Annotated in this window: 29 protein-coding genes and 1 rRNA gene; all 30 read left to right on the forward strand. The window is 38.3% G+C overall.

All coding sequences use genetic code 11. The annotated features are described in order from the left end of the window. Positions 1-4 precede the first annotated feature (4 nt). The 30 genes from rrf (at position 5) to rpsK (ending at position 14,559) form a co-directional block, all read left to right on the forward strand. Positions 5-122: ribosomal RNA gene (rrf, locus tag HPY74_11045) — 5S ribosomal RNA — on the forward strand. A 385-nt stretch (positions 123-507) separates the two neighbouring features. Continuing rightward, positions 508-819 (forward strand): 30S ribosomal protein S10, encoded by a 312-nt coding sequence (gene rpsJ, locus HPY74_11050; protein NSW91184.1) that lies wholly within the window; start codon positions 508-510, stop codon positions 817-819. A gap of 114 nt (positions 820-933) precedes the next feature. Then, on the forward strand, positions 934-1,575 hold the full coding sequence (rplC, locus tag HPY74_11055) for a 50S ribosomal protein L3 (GenBank protein NSW91185.1): 642 nt from the start codon (positions 934-936) through the stop codon (positions 1,573-1,575). 21 nt (positions 1,576-1,596) lie between these two features. Next, positions 1,597-2,220 carry a 50S ribosomal protein L4 gene (rplD, locus tag HPY74_11060; protein ID NSW91186.1) on the forward strand — a complete coding sequence of 208 codons (624 nt, stop codon included), beginning with the start codon at positions 1,597-1,599 and terminating at the stop codon, positions 2,218-2,220. Next, positions 2,220-2,573, forward strand: coding sequence for a 50S ribosomal protein L23 (rplW, locus tag HPY74_11065; protein ID NSW91187.1), 354 nt, complete (start codon positions 2,220-2,222; stop codon positions 2,571-2,573). The genes rplD and rplW overlap by 1 nt, the downstream gene beginning before the upstream one ends. A 26-nt stretch (positions 2,574-2,599) precedes the next feature. Beyond that, positions 2,600-3,430, forward strand: a complete 831-nt coding sequence (gene rplB, locus HPY74_11070) for a 50S ribosomal protein L2 (protein NSW91188.1) — start codon at positions 2,600-2,602, stop codon at positions 3,428-3,430. Positions 3,431-3,474: 44 nt separating this feature from the next. Then, positions 3,475-3,759: a 30S ribosomal protein S19 gene (rpsS, locus tag HPY74_11075; GenBank protein NSW91189.1), complete on the forward strand. Its 285-nt coding sequence runs from the start codon at positions 3,475-3,477 to the stop codon at positions 3,757-3,759. Positions 3,760-3,794: 35 nt separating this feature from the next. After that, positions 3,795-4,271: a 50S ribosomal protein L22 gene (gene rplV / locus HPY74_11080; GenBank protein ID NSW91190.1), complete on the forward strand. Its 477-nt coding sequence runs from the start codon at positions 3,795-3,797 to the stop codon at positions 4,269-4,271. An 18-nt stretch (positions 4,272-4,289) separates the two neighbouring features. Beyond that, the gene (gene rpsC, locus HPY74_11085) at positions 4,290-4,955 is read left to right on the forward strand and encodes a 30S ribosomal protein S3 (GenBank protein ID NSW91191.1); all 666 of its coding nucleotides are present in this window, start codon (positions 4,290-4,292) and stop codon (positions 4,953-4,955) included. Then, complete coding sequence (gene rplP, locus HPY74_11090) at positions 4,955-5,392, forward strand: 50S ribosomal protein L16 (protein ID NSW91192.1); 438 nt, start codon at positions 4,955-4,957, stop codon at positions 5,390-5,392. The genes rpsC and rplP overlap by 1 nt, the downstream gene beginning before the upstream one ends. Beyond that, positions 5,382-5,582, forward strand: coding sequence for a 50S ribosomal protein L29 (rpmC, locus tag HPY74_11095; GenBank protein ID NSW91193.1), 201 nt, complete (start codon positions 5,382-5,384; stop codon positions 5,580-5,582). Before rplP ends, rpmC begins: the two co-directional genes overlap by 11 nt. A 97-nt stretch (positions 5,583-5,679) precedes the next feature. Next, a complete protein-coding gene (rpsQ, locus tag HPY74_11100; GenBank protein ID NSW91194.1) occupies positions 5,680-5,883 on the forward strand; it encodes a 30S ribosomal protein S17 in 204 nt (67 codons plus the stop codon). 109 nt (positions 5,884-5,992) lie between these two features. Beyond that, positions 5,993-6,361 (forward strand): 50S ribosomal protein L14, encoded by a 369-nt coding sequence (rplN, locus tag HPY74_11105; GenBank protein NSW91195.1) that lies wholly within the window; start codon positions 5,993-5,995, stop codon positions 6,359-6,361. An 18-nt stretch (positions 6,362-6,379) separates the two neighbouring features. Then, on the forward strand, positions 6,380-6,730 hold the full coding sequence (locus tag HPY74_11110) for a 50S ribosomal protein L24 (GenBank protein NSW91196.1): 351 nt from the start codon (positions 6,380-6,382) through the stop codon (positions 6,728-6,730). 28 nt (positions 6,731-6,758) lie between these two features. After that, a complete protein-coding gene (gene rplE / locus HPY74_11115; GenBank protein ID NSW91197.1) occupies positions 6,759-7,301 on the forward strand; it encodes a 50S ribosomal protein L5 in 543 nt (180 codons plus the stop codon). A 19-nt stretch (positions 7,302-7,320) separates the two neighbouring features. Then, positions 7,321-7,506: a type Z 30S ribosomal protein S14 gene (locus tag HPY74_11120; GenBank protein NSW91198.1), complete on the forward strand. Its 186-nt coding sequence runs from the start codon at positions 7,321-7,323 to the stop codon at positions 7,504-7,506. 30 nt (positions 7,507-7,536) lie between these two features. Next, entirely contained in the window at positions 7,537-7,935 is a 399-nt protein-coding gene (gene rpsH, locus HPY74_11125; protein ID NSW91199.1) for a 30S ribosomal protein S8, read from the forward strand. 73 nt (positions 7,936-8,008) lie between these two features. Continuing rightward, positions 8,009-8,563, forward strand: coding sequence for a 50S ribosomal protein L6 (gene rplF, locus HPY74_11130; GenBank protein ID NSW91200.1), 555 nt, complete (start codon positions 8,009-8,011; stop codon positions 8,561-8,563). 38 nt (positions 8,564-8,601) lie between these two features. Next, positions 8,602-8,970 (forward strand): 50S ribosomal protein L18, encoded by a 369-nt coding sequence (gene rplR / locus HPY74_11135; protein ID NSW91201.1) that lies wholly within the window; start codon positions 8,602-8,604, stop codon positions 8,968-8,970. 15 nt (positions 8,971-8,985) lie between these two features. After that, on the forward strand, positions 8,986-9,486 hold the full coding sequence (rpsE, locus tag HPY74_11140; GenBank protein NSW91202.1) for a 30S ribosomal protein S5: 501 nt from the start codon (positions 8,986-8,988) through the stop codon (positions 9,484-9,486). An 11-nt stretch (positions 9,487-9,497) separates the two neighbouring features. Next, positions 9,498-9,677 (forward strand): 50S ribosomal protein L30, encoded by a 180-nt coding sequence (gene rpmD / locus HPY74_11145; GenBank protein ID NSW91203.1) that lies wholly within the window; start codon positions 9,498-9,500, stop codon positions 9,675-9,677. Positions 9,678-9,690: 13 nt separating this feature from the next. Next, on the forward strand, positions 9,691-10,134 hold the full coding sequence (gene rplO, locus HPY74_11150; GenBank protein NSW91204.1) for a 50S ribosomal protein L15: 444 nt from the start codon (positions 9,691-9,693) through the stop codon (positions 10,132-10,134). A gap of 1 nt (position 10,135) precedes the next feature. Beyond that, entirely contained in the window at positions 10,136-11,428 is a 1,293-nt protein-coding gene (secY, locus tag HPY74_11155) for a preprotein translocase subunit SecY (GenBank protein ID NSW91205.1), read from the forward strand. Between the two features lie 35 nt (positions 11,429-11,463). Then, the gene (locus HPY74_11160; GenBank protein NSW91206.1) at positions 11,464-12,111 is read left to right on the forward strand and encodes an adenylate kinase; all 648 of its coding nucleotides are present in this window, start codon (positions 11,464-11,466) and stop codon (positions 12,109-12,111) included. A gap of 11 nt (positions 12,112-12,122) precedes the next feature. Continuing rightward, entirely contained in the window at positions 12,123-12,890 is a 768-nt protein-coding gene (gene map / locus HPY74_11165) for a type I methionyl aminopeptidase (GenBank protein ID NSW91207.1), read from the forward strand. A gap of 60 nt (positions 12,891-12,950) precedes the next feature. Then, entirely contained in the window at positions 12,951-13,247 is a 297-nt protein-coding gene (locus tag HPY74_11170; protein NSW91208.1) for an RNA-binding protein, read from the forward strand. A 4-nt stretch (positions 13,248-13,251) separates the two neighbouring features. Continuing rightward, positions 13,252-13,470, forward strand: coding sequence for a translation initiation factor IF-1 (gene infA / locus HPY74_11175; protein NSW91209.1), 219 nt, complete (start codon positions 13,252-13,254; stop codon positions 13,468-13,470). 26 nt (positions 13,471-13,496) lie between these two features. Then, entirely contained in the window at positions 13,497-13,610 is a 114-nt protein-coding gene (rpmJ, locus tag HPY74_11180; protein ID NSW91210.1) for a 50S ribosomal protein L36, read from the forward strand. Positions 13,611-13,751: 141 nt separating this feature from the next. Beyond that, the gene (gene rpsM / locus HPY74_11185) at positions 13,752-14,123 is read left to right on the forward strand and encodes a 30S ribosomal protein S13 (protein NSW91211.1); all 372 of its coding nucleotides are present in this window, start codon (positions 13,752-13,754) and stop codon (positions 14,121-14,123) included. A 34-nt stretch (positions 14,124-14,157) separates the two neighbouring features. Further along, positions 14,158-14,559: a 30S ribosomal protein S11 gene (rpsK, locus tag HPY74_11190; protein NSW91212.1), complete on the forward strand. Its 402-nt coding sequence runs from the start codon at positions 14,158-14,160 to the stop codon at positions 14,557-14,559. Positions 14,560-14,602: the final 43 nt, after the last annotated feature.

Raw genomic sequence — 14,602 nt, forward strand, 5'->3', positions numbered from 1 at the left:
GATTTCCGGTGGAAATAGCGAGAAGGACACACCCGTTCCCATCCCGAACACGGAAGTTAAGCTTCTCAAGCGCCGATGATACTTGGATGGCGACGTCCCGGGAAAGTAGGTCTCTGCCGGATTTATACCAAGGCTTTGAGCATTACACTCAGAGCCTTGATTATATTGTCGAGAAAAAAACAAAAAAACATCTTGAAATTAAAATATTAATGTAGTACAATATTGTCTGTTGTGACGAGACATACGATGAAGTGGAAGGTTGCTATCAAAATTATGATAGGGAATTTCCATAGAGAATGTCCGATTCTAGAAACCGGGCGACAAGTCACTGTACATGTGAGATGTTTTTTGCAAACGTGCTAGCTGTGTAGCAGTATTTGCCCCAGGTTTAAACTTAGCTTTATTGCTGGTGAGGAAGCCTGGGTTTTTAAATGATGCAAAAGGAAACACCCGGCGTAGTGTACAGTAGAGTGCTTGTTGTATGTAACTGAATAAGGAGGTTTAGGTATGGCAAACAAACAAAAAATAAGGATAAGGTTAAAAGCATTTGATTACCAGATATTAGACCAATCGGCTGAAAAGATTGTAGAGACGGCAAAAAGAACAGGCGCAACTGTTTCCGGACCGGTACCCCTTCCGACGGAGAAAGAAATTATTACTATATTAAGAGCGCCGCATAAATATAAGGATGCACGTGAGCAGTTTGAAATGAGGACACACAAAAGACTGATAGATATTCTCCAACCCACGCCGAAAACTGTAGATGCTCTTATGAGACTGGATTTACCGGCTGGTGTTGATATAGAAATTAAACTATAAAGAAAGTAAATTTTGGTCATGTCCATAAAATCTAAAATAGTATTAAAAAATGAAGATGGCAAATGAATGTAATTATAGATTTATGGACCAATAACCATTTGGAGGGAAGTAATAATGAACAAATTCATGTTAGGGAAAAAAATAGGTATGACTCAAATTTTTGATGAAGAAGGTTTTATTATTCCGGTTACCGTAATAAAGGCCGGTCCATGTACAGTAGTACAGAAAAAGACTATGGAAAATGATGGATACACTGCATTGAAGTTGGGGTTTGAAGATATTCCTGAAAGAAAGGTAAATAGGCCGGGACTTGGAGAGTTTAAGAAGTATAAAATAACTCCGAAAAGATACATTAGAGAATTTAGAGTGGACGATGTCGGTAAGTATGAGAATGGCCAGGAGATAAAAGTATCGGATGTATTTACACCAGGAGACAGAGTAGATGTTACGGGTACTTCCAAAGGAAAAGGATTTCAAGGGGTTATAAAGCGTTTTGGTGTTTCGAGAGGCCGTGAAACTCATGGTTCTATGTACCACAGAAGACCAGGTTCCATGGGAGCAAACACAGATCCTGGAAGAGTTTTCAAGAGGAAGAAACTCCCAGGACATATGGGAGCAGAAAGAGTTACAATACAGAATCTTGACGTAGTTAAAGTGGACGAGGAAAGAAATTTACTTTTGTTAAAAGGTTCAGTACCAGGTCCTAAAGGTGGCTTACTTCTTATAAAAGAAACTGTCAAAGCTGGCAGAAGATAGTTCGGGAAGGGAGGAATTTAAATGCCGAAAGTTGATGTGCATAACATAGATGGAGATGTTGTAGGTGAGATAGAACTAAAAGATGAAATATTTGGAGTTGATGTAAATCCGAATTTACTTCACCTGGTAGTTGTAAATCAATTAGCCAATAAAAGGCAGGGTACCCAGTCTACAAAGACCAGAGGCGAAGTACGCGGTGGAGGTAGAAAACCGTGGAGGCAAAAGGGTACCGGAAGGGCAAGACAGGGAAGTATTAGGGCACCTCAATGGATAAAAGGAGGAATAGCATTAGGACCTAAACCAAGAAGTTATAAATATACATTGCCTAAAAAGGTAAAACGGCAAGCTTTGAAATCAGCCTTAACATCCAAGGTAAACGAAGAAAAACTTATTGTCCTTGAAGATTTAAGATTTGATCAGATTAAGACCAAACAGATGGTTAAAGTGCTTAACAACTTAAATGTAGATACCAGTGCTTTAATAGTATTAGAAGGTAAGAATGAAAATGTTGAAAAGTCTGCACGGAACATACCCGGTATAAAGACGGCATTTGTCAACACAATAAATGTTTTTGACATTCTTAAGTATGATAAGTTTATTATAACTAAAGATGCAGTACAAAAAGTTGAGGAGGTGTACGTATAATGAAATTCTTAGAAGATATTATTATCAGGCCTCATGTTACGGAAAAAACTTACCAGGAAGCTGCAGAAGGGAAGTACACCTTTATAGTTAATCCAAAGGCCAATAAAACTGAAATTAAACAAGCAGTTGAAAAATTGTTTCAGGTTAAAGTGCTGAAAGTAAATACCATTAATTGTAAAGGGAAAACCAAAAGATTAGGTGTCCATGAAGGTAAAAGGCCTGACTGGAAAAAAGCTATTGTAAAAATAGATACTAATCCGGAACCCGAAACATACCTTACAAAAGGCGGTAAACTGGTTGCTGGTTCTAAAAAATATAAAACTGCCATTGAAGAATTTGGAATTGTTGAATAGTATTTGTTTGAAGGAGTGAGAATATAATGGCAATAAAGAAGTTTAATCCTGTATCCCCTGGAAGAAGATTTATGACGGCATTATCTTTTGAAGATATTACAAAAAAAAGGCCGGAAAAATCTTTGTTGGCACCCAAAGTTAAAAGCGGGGGGAGAAACGCAAACGGAAGGATAACTGTACGCCATAGGGGAGGCGGGACAAAGAGGAAGTATAGAATAATTGACTTTAGAAGAAATAAAGACGGCATACCTGCAAAGGTGGCTGCTATAGAATATGACCCTAATAGGACAGCTAATATTGCATTGCTCCATTATGTGGACGGTGAGAAAAGATATATTCTTGCCCCTGCAGATATTAAAATAGGGGATATTATAGAATCAGGTGAGAAAGCAGACATAAAACCGGGAAATGCTCTTTCTCTTGCTAATATACCAGTAGGTTCATTAGTTCATAATATTGAGTTGAAACCGGGCAAAGGTGGTCAACTTGTTAGAGCAGCCGGGACTTATGCACAGTTAATAGCAAAGGAAGGTGACTATGCGCAAATACGTCTTCCTTCCGGTGAAGTCCGGATGGTTAATATTGACTGCAAAGCTACTGTTGGCCAAGTGGGAAATATTGAGCATGAAAACATATCAATTGGAAAAGCAGGCAGGAATCGTTGGCTTGGTATAAGGCCTACTGTACGTGGTTCTGCAATGAATCCTGTAGACCATCCCCATGGCGGAGGCGAAGGAAAATCTCCGATTGGCAGGCCTTCTCCTGTTACTCCTTGGGGTAAGCCTACACTGGGTTATAAGACAAGAAAGAAAAATAAAAAATCAGACCGGTATATTATTAAGAAGAGAAAAGGTTAATAATTGTCAAGTGTGAATTGGGAAAGGAGGACTGAATCAATTAAATGGGTAGATCGTTAAAGAAAGGGCCTTATGTAGACCCAAAGCTTTTGAAAAAGATTGAACATATGAACGAAAAAAATGAAAAAAGAGTAATTAAGACCTGGTCTAGGGCTTCAACAATTTTTCCCCAAATGGTTGGACACACAATAGCAGTACATGATGGAAGAAAACATGTACCAATCTATATAACGGAAGAAATGGTAGGTCACAAACTTGGAGAATTTGCCCCGACCAGGACTTTTAGAGGACATGGACATCATACTGAAAGGTCGACTGCTCTCAAGTAATTAGATGGGCATGTTTAGAAAGGAGGAGTTCTGTTTTGGCTAAAGATGCGATATTAAGAGATAAGTCAACGAGGCAAAAATATAAATTGGCAGAGATATACAACACTACACATAAAAAATCAAAAAAACCTGCCCTCCTTACAAAAAGAGAGAAACATTCATTAGGAATAGGTAAGGATGAGGGTCGGGCAGTCCTTAAGTTTGCGAGGATTTCATCGAGGAAAGTGAAAATTGTAATAGACCTGATAAAAGGAAAAGATTTGGACGAAGCATACGCAATATTAAAGTATACTCCTAAAGCTGCATCAGGAATTCTGTTTAAACTGTTAAAATCTGCAGAGGCTAATGCAGTCAATAATAATGAATTGGATAGAGATAACTTGTATGTAGCAGATGCGTATGCGAATCAGGGTCCTACATTAAAGAGAATCAGGCCCAGGGCACGGGGAAGTGCTAATAGGATAAGAAAAAGAACCAGTCATATAACTATAGTTTTACGGGAAAGAGAATAAGGGCAAGGAGGTTGGATAATGGGACAAAAAGTAAGCCCTCATGGGCTGAGAATCGGTATTATTAAGGATTGGGATACAAAATGGTATGCTAATAACAAGAATTTTAGCGATTTGCTTATAGAAGATGTTAAGATTAGAAAGCATATTAAGAATAAATTATATTTAGCAGGGATTTCTCGAATAGAAATTGAGCGGTTTGCAAACAAAGTCAGAATTAATGTAAATACTGCAAAGCCTGGACTTGTTATAGGAAAAGGTGGTACCGGTATAGAAGAATTAAGAAAAGAGCTGGAGAAGTTAACCAATAGAAGTGTACTAATAAATATATCGGAAATAAAAACTCCTGAATTGGATGCCCAATTGGTAGCCGAGAATATTGCATCCCAATTGGAGAAAAGAGTTTCATTCAGGAGAGCAATGAAACAGGCTATGTCAAGGGCAATGAAATTAGGGGCAAAAGGAATAAAAACTGCTGTTAGCGGAAGGCTTGGCGGAGCAGAAATAGCAAGGACAGAACATTACCATGAAGGAACGATACCTTTACAGACATTAAGAGCAGATATAGATTATGGGTTTGCTGAGGCAAACACTACTTACGGGAAAATTGGAGTTAAGGTATGGATTTATAAAGGAGAAGTCCTTCCGGCTAAGAAGGCTAAAAAAGCGGAAGGAGGAGATCGCTGATGCTAATGCCTAAAAGAGTAAAGTACAGAAAAGTTCAGAGGGGAAGAATGAAAGGTATTGCTACCAGAGGAAATACGATCAGCAACGGTGAGTACGGGCTTAAGGCATTAGAGCCGGCTTGGATTACCAGTAATCAAATAGAAGCTGCCAGGGTGGCCATGACCCGTTTTATTAAAAGGGGTGGCCAGGTGTGGGTTAAAATATTTCCGGATAAACCTGTAACAAAGAAACCGGCAGAAACCCGTATGGGAAGCGGGAAGGGTTCTCCGGAGTACTGGGTGGCAGTAGTAAAACCCGGGAGAATATTATTTGAGATTGCGGGAGTACCGGAAGATGTGGCACGTGAAGCATTGAGGCTTGCTGCTCATAAGCTTCCTATAAAGTGCAAATTTGTAACCCGCGGTCAGGAAATGGGTGGTGAAGTAAATGAAAGCTAGCGAACTTAGAGAAAAAACACAGCAGGAATTGAATGAAGAATTACGAGAATTAAAGTCGGAATTATTTAAATTACGTTTTCAACATGCTACCAATCAGCTAGACAACCCTATGAAATTAAAGGAAGTCAAGAGATCTATTGCAAGGGTGAAAACTATAATGAGGGAAAGAGAATTAAAGAAAAATGAATAATAACTTGTATGTTTTTGGAAGGAGGTAACGCATAGTGTCGTCGGAAGTACAGAGGGCAAGAAGAAAAGTTCGTGTAGGAAAAGTAATTAGCGATAAAATGGATAAAACAGTAGTAGTTGCGGTAGAGACAAATGTAAAGCATCCTTTATATAAAAAGGTTGTAAAACGGACACAAAAATTAAAAGCTCATGATGAAAAAAATGAATGTAAAGAAGGGGATAAGGTAAAAGTTATGGAAACCCGTCCATTAAGTAAAGATAAAAGATGGCGTGTAGTTGAAATAATTGAGAAGGCACGTTAGTTAAAATAGTTAATAAAATAGTTAAATAGTTGGAGGAATTGTGAAAGCACATTAAATGGATGGTGTTAACAGCGAGACATAAGGGAAGTAAGGGAAGGAGGCATTGATTATGATCCAGGTTCAAACAATGTTGAAATCGGCAGACAATACAGGGGCAAAGGAAATGATGTGTATCAAGGTACTTGGCGGCTCAAAAAGAAAATACGCCAACATAGGTGATATAGTGGTTGCGTCTGTTAAAAATGCAACACCAGGTGGAGTTGTAAAAAAAGGTGAAATTGTTAAATGCGTTATTGTACGCTCAAAAACAGGTTTAAGAAGGCCTGATGGATCATATATAAAGTTTGACGAGAATGCGGCAGTTATTATAAGAGATGATAATAATCCAAGGGGGACTAGAATATTTGGGCCGGTAGCAAGGGAATTAAGGGATAAAGATTTTATGAAAATATTATCATTGGCGCCGGAAGTGCTGTGAAGGAGGAGGCGAAGGAAATTGAAAAATAAAGTTCACGTTAAAGCCGGTGATTTGGTATATGTTTTAACCGGTAAGAATGAAGGAAAAAGGGGAAGGGTACTGAAAGTATACCCTGCTAAAGGAAAAGTTACTGTTGAGAATGTAAATGTAGTAAAAAGGCATACAAAGCCAAGAAGAATAAACCAACAGGGCGGTATAATTGATAAAGAAGCGCCAATAGATAGCTCCAATGTAATGCTTGTCTGCCCAAGATGTGATAAACCTACAAAAATAGCAAAAAGTATATTAGACAAGGGGCAAAAGGCAAGGGTATGCAAAAAGTGTAATGAAATAATTGATATAATAAAGGATGCAAAGCAGGGTAAATAGGATATAGCCTTGAAAGGAGGTTGAAGTAATGAATAGGCTTAAAGAAAAATATCTTAAGGAGGTAGTTCCTAGCTTACAGGCCAGGTTTAAATATAAAAATTTCATGCAGGTACCGAAGCTTGAAAAAGTTGTTATTAACATGGGGGTAGGAGAAGCTAAGGAAAATCCGAAGGCAATTGATTCGGCAGTAGAAGATTTGGCGACAATATCAGGGCAAAAACCTATTGTAACAAAGGCAAAAAAATCTGTTGCAGCATTTAAAGTAAGGCAGGGAATGAGTATTGGATGTAAGGTAACATTACGTGGAGATAGGATGTATGAGTTCGCCGATAAACTGTTTAATATTGCATTACCGCGTGTTAGAGATTTTAGAGGAGTTCCGGGTAATTCTTTTGACGGAAGAGGCAATTATTCTCTTGGAATACGTGAGCAGTTGATATTTCCGGAAATAAACTATGATAAGATTGACAAGGTCAGGGGAATGGAAATAACTTTCGTTACTACAGCAAAAACCGATGAAGAAGCAAAAGAATTGTTGAGATTACTTGGGATGCCGTTTAGTAATAATTAAAAAAGGAGGCAATTATTGCATGGCCAAAAAATCTTTGATAATGAAACAGCAAAGGAAACCTAAATACAGTACCCGGGCATATAACCGGTGCAAACTGTGTGGGAGGCCGCGGGCATATATGAGGAAATTTGGCGTGTGCCGCCTTTGCTTTAGGGAGTTGGCGTATAAAGGACAAATTCCCGGCGTAAAAAAGGCGAGCTGGTAGATGAATCTTTGGAAAAGGAGGTTTTAGCATATGCAGACAACAGACGCTATTGCCGATATGTTAACCAGGATAAGGAATGCTAGCAATGCAAAGCATGAAAGCGTGGACATACCGGCTTCCAATATAAAAAAGGAAATTGCAAGAATATTAAAAGACGAGGGCTATATAGAAAATTATGAAATAATAGAAGATGGAAAACAGGGAATTATCAGAATTAAGCTAAAATATGCCGCAAATAAACGAAATATAATAAGCGGTATAAAAAGAATAAGCAAGCCGGGATTGAGAGTATACGCGGGAAAAGATGAAATACCAAAAGTGCTAGGAGGATTGGGAATAGCTATTATATCTACGTCAAAAGGAATTATGACTGATAAGGGTGCAAGGAATGAGGGTATAGGCGGAGAGGTGCTTGCGTTTATTTGGTAAAATTGATTTTAATTGGTTGTTTCTGAAAAGGGTGGGATTTCCACTCATAATTTTAAGAGCAGGAGGTTTGAATATGTCGAGAGTTGGGAAAATGCCTATTGAGATACCGAAAAATGTTAATGTAGGCATTAACAGCAATAATGTAATTACTGTTAAAGGTCCTAAAGGCACTTTGACAAAAGTATTTCATAAAGATATGATAATAGAAGTTGAAGGTGGAAAAATAGTGGTTAAGAGACCTTCAGACATTAAAGTTCATAAGGCACTTCATGGTTTGACCAGGAGCCTTATTAATAATATGATAATTGGTGTAACTAAAGGGTTTGAAAAAGCATTGGATGTCAGCGGTGTTGGTTACAGGGCACAAAAACAAGGGAAAAAGCTTATTATTAACCTGGGGTATTCTCATCCTGTTGAAATTGAGGAACCGGAAGGTATCACTATTGATGTTCCTGCACCGAATAAAATTATTGTAAAAGGCTGTGATAAACAAGCGGTTGGAGAATGCGCTGCAAAAATAAGAAGCAAACGAAAACCATCTGCTTATCTGTCAAACAATGCTGTAAAAGGTATTAAATATGAAAATGAAGTAGTCAGAACAAAAGCGGGTAAAGCAGGAGCAAAATAATAGTTGGACTAAATGGTACAGGAGGGAGTTGAAAGGAAATGATAAAGAAACCTAACAAAAATAAAGAAAGAAAAAGAAGGCACCTTAGAGTAAGGAACAAAATTATTGGGACACCGGAAAGGCCAAGATTAAATGTTTTCAGAAGTTTAAAGCATATTTATGCCCAAATTATTGATGATACTACAGGAAATACTATTGTAGCGGCTTCAACTCTGGACCCATTATTAAAAGAGAAAGTAAAATGTGGGGGAAATAAGGAAGCAGCAAAAGCTGTAGGAAGACTTATTGGGGAAAAAGCTTTAGGAATGGGAATAAAAAAAGTCGTATTAGACCGCGGAGGATATATATACCACGGAAGAGTCAAGGAACTTGCAGAAGCTGCAAGAGAAGCAGGACTGGAATTTTAGAAGGAGGGGAATAAATTGCAACCAAATGATCCGAACATTACAGAACTTAAAGAAAAAGTCGTTAATATAAGCCGTGTCGCCAAAGTAGTAAAAGGCGGAAGAAACTTTCGCTTTAGCGCCCTTGTCGTTGTAGGAGATGAGAATGGCCGGGTAGGTGCAGGCCTGGGTAAAGCTGCTGAAATACCTGATGCAATAAGAAAAGGAATCGAAGATGCCAAGAAAAATTTGATAAAAGTACCTTTAGTGGAGACAACAATTCCTCACGAGGTAGTGGGAGAATATGGTGCCGGCAAAGTTTTATTAAAACCTGCAGGTGTCGGTACCGGTATAATAGCTGGGGGTCCCGTAAGGGCTGTATTGGAATTGGCAGGAATAAGAGATATAAGGACGAAATCTTTAGGTTCTAATAATCCAATAAATATGGTTAGGGCAACAGTTGAAGGTCTTGCACAGTTAAAAACAGTAGAGGAAGTTGCAAAACTCCGTGGTAAGACTTTAGAAGAAATAGTTGGCTAGGAGGGGTTTTAGTGGCAAAGTTAAAAATTACTTTAAAGAGAAGTACAAACAGTGTTAAAACTGATCAAGCGGCAACAGTTAAGGCCCTCGGGCTAAAAAAGATCGGCAGTTGTGTAGAACATGATGACACGCCACAGATTAGAGGCATGATAAGAAAAGTTAACCATCTTATTGAAGTGGAAGAGATTTGAAGGAGGTATAGACGTGAAATTACATGAATTAAAACCTGCTCCCGGTTCAAAGAAACTTCCTAAGAGAAAAGGTAGGGGTCCGGGTTCCGGTAATGGAAAAACTGCCGGCAGGGGACACAAAGGTCAGAAAGCAAGGTCCGGCGGTGGAGTAAGGATTGGGTTTGAAGGTGGCCAGATGCCTCTTTATAGAAGAATACCAAAAAGAGGATTTAACAATAAAAGATTTGCAAAAGAATATGCCGAAGTAAAATTGGAAGCTTTAAATATATTCGATGATGAAACTGTAGTTACTCAGGAATTAATGAAAGAAAAAGGACTGGTTAAAGAGTTGAAAGACGGAATAGTAGTATTGGGGAATGGTGATTTAAATAAGAAGTTAACTGTCCAGGCCGCAAGATTTACTAGGACAGCAGCTGAAAAAATAGAGGCTGCGGGAGGAAAGGTCGAGGTGGTATAGTATGGGTGGAATGCTTCAAACATTAAAAAACGCCTGGAATATTAGGGATTTGCGAAAAAGGATGATATTTACAATTCTAATGCTAATAGTTTTTAGAATTGGTTCGCATATCCCTGTACCAGGATTGGATGCAGAAAAGTTTAGAAACCTCATAGAGCATGGGGGACAACTTTTCAGCTTTATGGATATTATAGCAGGAGGTGCGTTTTCAAACGTTACAGTTTTTGCTATGAGCATAACCCCATACATCAACTCCTCTATTATTATGAATTTGCTTACAGTAGCAATACCAAGGCTTGAGCAGCTGGCAAAAGAAGGCGAAGAAGGAAGAAAGATCATTGCCCAATATACAAGGTACGGTACAGTAATATTGGGTTTCATCCAGGCAACAGCTTTGTATTTTGGTATGAGAAGTGCGGTAAATGCAGGTAATCCGGTTCTCAATTTTATAACTATAACATTGACATTTTCAGCTGGTACTGCTTTTCTGATGTGGTTGGGAGAACAGATAACGGAATATGGTATTGGTAATGGGATATCGTTAATAATATTTGCAGGTATAGTATCTAGAGGGCCTCAAGGAGCTATAACACTTGGCAGGCTTTTTATAGCAGGAGCTTTAGGTACAGGTGTATTTAGAATTATTGCAGTTATACTAATATTACTGGTTTTTGTTGCAGTTATTGCTGCAGTTATATGGGTACAGGAAGCAGAAAGAAGAATACCTGTCCAATATGCAAAAAGAGTTGTTGGGAGGAAGGTATATGGCGGACAGAATACTCACTTGCCTATAAAAGTTAATTTGGCAGGAGTTATACCAATTATATTTGCCATGTCGATTATGGCCTTTCCGTCAACAATAATATCTTTGTTTGCACCTAACTCTACAAACCCTATTGTGCTGTGGTTTAAAAATGCACAGCAGGGTGTAGGGTATGCCATAATTTATGCTTTGTTGATAATATTCTTTACATTTTTCTATACCATAATTCAATTTAATCCTGTAGAAGTAGCAAACAATATGAAGAAAAACGGCGGATTTATACCGGGTATAAGGCCAGGCAAACCAACTTCCGATTATATAACGAAAGTATTAAATAGAATTACCTGGTTTGGAGGAGTATTTCTTGCTGCAATTACTATACTTCCTCATATATTAGGTATGATTTTTAAAATACAGGGGATATGGTTTAGTGGGACTGCAATATTAATCCTTGTAGGTGTAGCTATGGACACAGTCAAGCAGGTGGAAGCCCATATGCTTATGAGACATTATAAAGGATTCCTTGAATAAAGGCAGTGTCGATAAAATAAAGGAGTGTTGTAATTATGAGAATTGTATTGTTGGGAGCTCCTGGGGCAGGCAAGGGGACACAGGCAGAAGTGCTTTCCGAAAAGCTTAAAATTCCTCATATTTCTACTGGGGATATATTTAGAAATAATATAAAGAATGGAACTGAATTGGGCAGGAAGGCAAAAGAGTATATTGATAGAGGAATGCTTGTCCCTGATGAAATAACCATAAAAATTGTTGAAGAAAGACTGAAAGAGGCCGACTGCAAAAATGGCTTTATTCTTGACGGATTTCCCAGGACTATTCCCCAGGCCGAAGCTCTTGAGGATGTTTTGTCCCGGATGGGTATATCCCTTGACCTTGTGGTTAATATTTTCGTAACTGATGAAAAAATTATTGAAAGGCTTTCAGGAAGAAGAGTTTGTCAGAAATGCGGTAAGAGCTATCATATTAAATATAATCCCCCATCTGTGGAAGGAGAATGTGACGATTGCAAATCAAAGGTTATACAGAGGGATGATGATAAGGAAGAGACAGTAGTAAGCAGAATAAAAACGTATCACCGGCAGACGGAACCTTTAATAAATTACTATAGAAAAAAGGGGTTGCTTTTGACGGTGGAAGGTCAGGAGAAAATTGAGGATACAACCAAGGAAGTAATGAAAGCACTGGGTATAGAATAGGTGTAGAATAAATGATAACAATAAAGTCACAGCATGAAATTGATATAATGAGAAAAGCGGGAGAAATAACTGCTATTGTCCTGGAAAAGCTAAAAGAGACAATAGCGCCCGGAATTACAACTCTCGAGCTGGACAGAATTACTGAAGAAATAATTAAAAAATATGGTGCAACACCGTCCTTTAAGGGATATAGAAGTTCTTTAGGTGCGCCGGACTACCCGGCAAGCATATGTGCATCTGTAAATGATGAGGTTGTGCATGGAATACCGGGTTTAAGAATGTTAAAAGGTGGAGATATTATAAGTATTGATATAGGAGTATATTACAACGGATATCATGCTGATGCTGCAAGGACTTTCCCTGTAGGAAATATCTCCGGAAATGCCGAAAGGCTGATAAAAGTAACAAGAGAAAGCTTTTATAAAGGTATTGAGTTTGCTGTAAGAGGAAAGAGGATAATTGATATATCAACGGCAATACAGAATTATGTAGAGAGACATGGTTATTCGGTTATACGTGATTATGTAGGACATGGTATAGGAAGGGAGATGCATGAAGCCCCTCAAGTGCCTAACTACCGGACAAGAGAAAGAGGTCCGAGATTAGAACAGGGGATGACACTGGCTATTGAACCTATGGTAAATGAAGGTGGTTACCGTGTTAAGCTTTTAGACAACAAATGGACAGTAGTGACTGAAGACGGAAGTTTATCGGCGCACTATGAAAATACAATATTGATCACGGGAAATGAACCTTTAATATTGACAAAAATAAGTTAAAGTGTTATTTTAACGGCAATATAAATAAATGCCTCATTCCTTTAGCCAGAGGTGATAAAGGTGACATTTAATTTGGGAGAACTAGTATGCTCCACGGCGGGAAGAGATGCCGGCAGGAAGTTTATTATAGTAGATATTATTGATAATAAGTATGTTTTAATTTCGGATGGTGACCTTAGAAAAATTGAAAAACCTAAGAAAAAAAAGATTAAGCATATTGAGTCCAGCGGAATTATGATAGACTCTTTAAGTAAAAAGCTGGAGAATAGAATGAAGATTACTAATGCTGAAATAAGGAAAGAGATTGCACGGTATGCGCAAAACATTGAAAGTCTTGAAAAAGACAAGGAGGGTTGAGATTTTGTCTAAGGAAGGCGTAATTGAAGTTGAGGGTAAAGTAGTAGAAGCGTTACCGAATGCCATGTTTGTGGTTGAACTTGAGAATGGGCATAGGGTGCTTGCACATATCTCGGGAAAACTTCGGATGAATTTTATTCGAATATTACCGGGAGATAAGGTAAGTCTTGAACTTTCACCCTACGATTTATCAAGGGGTAGAATTGTCTGGAGAGCTAAATAAATCGATAAACCAAAGGAGGGATTATTATGAAAGTAAGACCATCAGTAAAACAAATTTGTGAGAAATGTAAGGTAATTAAAAGAAAAGGTAAAGTGAGAGTGATTTGCGAGAACCCCAAACATAAGCAAAAACAAGGATAATAAAGGATAATAATAGAAAGATGTGTTGAAAAAAAGCATCCGGGCAGCGGCTGCGTGGGAAATCACGGCCTGCGATGTTCATATAAATTTTGTAATATTGAATTGTTAATTTTAATTAGAATGATGGAGGTGTAAAAGTCAATGGCACGTATTGCCGGTGTTGATTTACCGAGGGATAAGAGGGTGGAAGTTGGCCTTACTTATATTTTTGGTATTGGGAGGTCAAAATCAAAGGAAATATTGGCAAAAACAGGTATTAATCCTGATACAAGAGTTAAAGATTTAACTGATGATGAAATAAGCAGGCTAAGAGAAGTAATTGAAAAGGAGCATAAAGTAGAGGGAGATTTGAGGAGAGAAATTGCCTTAAACATTAAAAGACTTATTGAAATCGGCTGTTATAGGGGAAGGAGACATAGACAGGGACTCCCTGTGAGGGGGCAAAGGACAAAAACCAACGCCAGAACAAGAAAGGGTCCTGCAAAGACAGTAGGAGTTCAAAGAAAGAAGTAGTGAAATAGTAATCAAAAGGGAGGTAAAGATTTTAATGGCAACAAAAACTGTTGGAAAGAGGACTGCAAGAAGAAGAAGAGAACGGAAGAATATTGAACGTGGGGCAGCCCATATACGCTCAACTTTTAATAATACAATTGTTACAATAACAGATATGGCAGGAAATACTGTTTCATGGGCAAGTGCAGGTGCGCTGGGCTTTAGGGGTTCAAAAAAAAGTACTCCATTTGCAGCCCAAATGGCTGCAGAAACTGCTGCTAAAGCAGCTATGGAGCATGGAATGAAAACTGTTGAAGTTTATGTAAAAGGACCCGGATCAGGCAGAGAAGCTGCTATAAGAGCTCTACAGGCTGCAGGATTGGAAGTAAGCCTGATAAAGGATGTCACGCCTATTCCACACAATGGCTGCAGACCGCCGAAGAGAAGGAGAGTATAAGTTACTGTGACAACTAAAATAAAATCTAGTGATAGTCAGATAT

The organism is Bacillota bacterium, from assembly GCA_013314855.1.
Lineage (GTDB): Bacteria > Bacillota > Clostridia > Acetivibrionales > DUMC01 > Ch48.

What these genes read in the sequence shown, in the direction of transcription:
- rpsJ (NSW91184.1), top strand. Translation starts at nt 508, where the DNA reads ATGGCAAACAAACAAAAAATAAGGATAAGGTTAAAAGCATTTGATTAC.
- rplC (NSW91185.1), top strand. Translation starts at nt 934, where the DNA reads ATGAACAAATTCATGTTAGGGAAAAAAATAGGTATGACTCAAATTTTT.
- rplD (NSW91186.1), top strand. Translation starts at nt 1,597, where the DNA reads ATGCCGAAAGTTGATGTGCATAACATAGATGGAGATGTTGTAGGTGAG.
- rplW (NSW91187.1), top strand. Translation starts at nt 2,220, where the DNA reads ATGAAATTCTTAGAAGATATTATTATCAGGCCTCATGTTACGGAAAAA.
- rplB (NSW91188.1), top strand. Translation starts at nt 2,600, where the DNA reads ATGGCAATAAAGAAGTTTAATCCTGTATCCCCTGGAAGAAGATTTATG.
- rpsS (NSW91189.1), top strand. Translation starts at nt 3,475, where the DNA reads ATGGGTAGATCGTTAAAGAAAGGGCCTTATGTAGACCCAAAGCTTTTG.
- rpsC (NSW91191.1), top strand. Translation starts at nt 4,290, where the DNA reads ATGGGACAAAAAGTAAGCCCTCATGGGCTGAGAATCGGTATTATTAAG.
- rplP (NSW91192.1), top strand. Translation starts at nt 4,955, where the DNA reads ATGCTAATGCCTAAAAGAGTAAAGTACAGAAAAGTTCAGAGGGGAAGA.
- rpmC (NSW91193.1), top strand. Translation starts at nt 5,382, where the DNA reads ATGAAAGCTAGCGAACTTAGAGAAAAAACACAGCAGGAATTGAATGAA.
- rpsQ (NSW91194.1), top strand. Translation starts at nt 5,680, where the DNA reads ATGGATAAAACAGTAGTAGTTGCGGTAGAGACAAATGTAAAGCATCCT.
- rplN (NSW91195.1), top strand. Translation starts at nt 5,993, where the DNA reads ATGATCCAGGTTCAAACAATGTTGAAATCGGCAGACAATACAGGGGCA.
- rplE (NSW91197.1), top strand. Translation starts at nt 6,759, where the DNA reads ATGAATAGGCTTAAAGAAAAATATCTTAAGGAGGTAGTTCCTAGCTTA.
- HPY74_11120 (NSW91198.1), top strand. Translation starts at nt 7,321, where the DNA reads ATGGCCAAAAAATCTTTGATAATGAAACAGCAAAGGAAACCTAAATAC.
- rpsH (NSW91199.1), top strand. Translation starts at nt 7,537, where the DNA reads ATGCAGACAACAGACGCTATTGCCGATATGTTAACCAGGATAAGGAAT.
- rplF (NSW91200.1), top strand. Translation starts at nt 8,009, where the DNA reads ATGTCGAGAGTTGGGAAAATGCCTATTGAGATACCGAAAAATGTTAAT.
- rplR (NSW91201.1), top strand. Translation starts at nt 8,602, where the DNA reads ATGATAAAGAAACCTAACAAAAATAAAGAAAGAAAAAGAAGGCACCTT.
- secY (NSW91205.1), top strand. Translation starts at nt 10,136, where the DNA reads ATGGGTGGAATGCTTCAAACATTAAAAAACGCCTGGAATATTAGGGAT.
- HPY74_11160 (NSW91206.1), top strand. Translation starts at nt 11,464, where the DNA reads ATGAGAATTGTATTGTTGGGAGCTCCTGGGGCAGGCAAGGGGACACAG.
- map (NSW91207.1), top strand. Translation starts at nt 12,123, where the DNA reads ATGATAACAATAAAGTCACAGCATGAAATTGATATAATGAGAAAAGCG.
- rpmJ (NSW91210.1), top strand. Translation starts at nt 13,497, where the DNA reads ATGAAAGTAAGACCATCAGTAAAACAAATTTGTGAGAAATGTAAGGTA.
- rpsM (NSW91211.1), top strand. Translation starts at nt 13,752, where the DNA reads ATGGCACGTATTGCCGGTGTTGATTTACCGAGGGATAAGAGGGTGGAA.
- rpsK (NSW91212.1), top strand. Translation starts at nt 14,158, where the DNA reads ATGGCAACAAAAACTGTTGGAAAGAGGACTGCAAGAAGAAGAAGAGAA.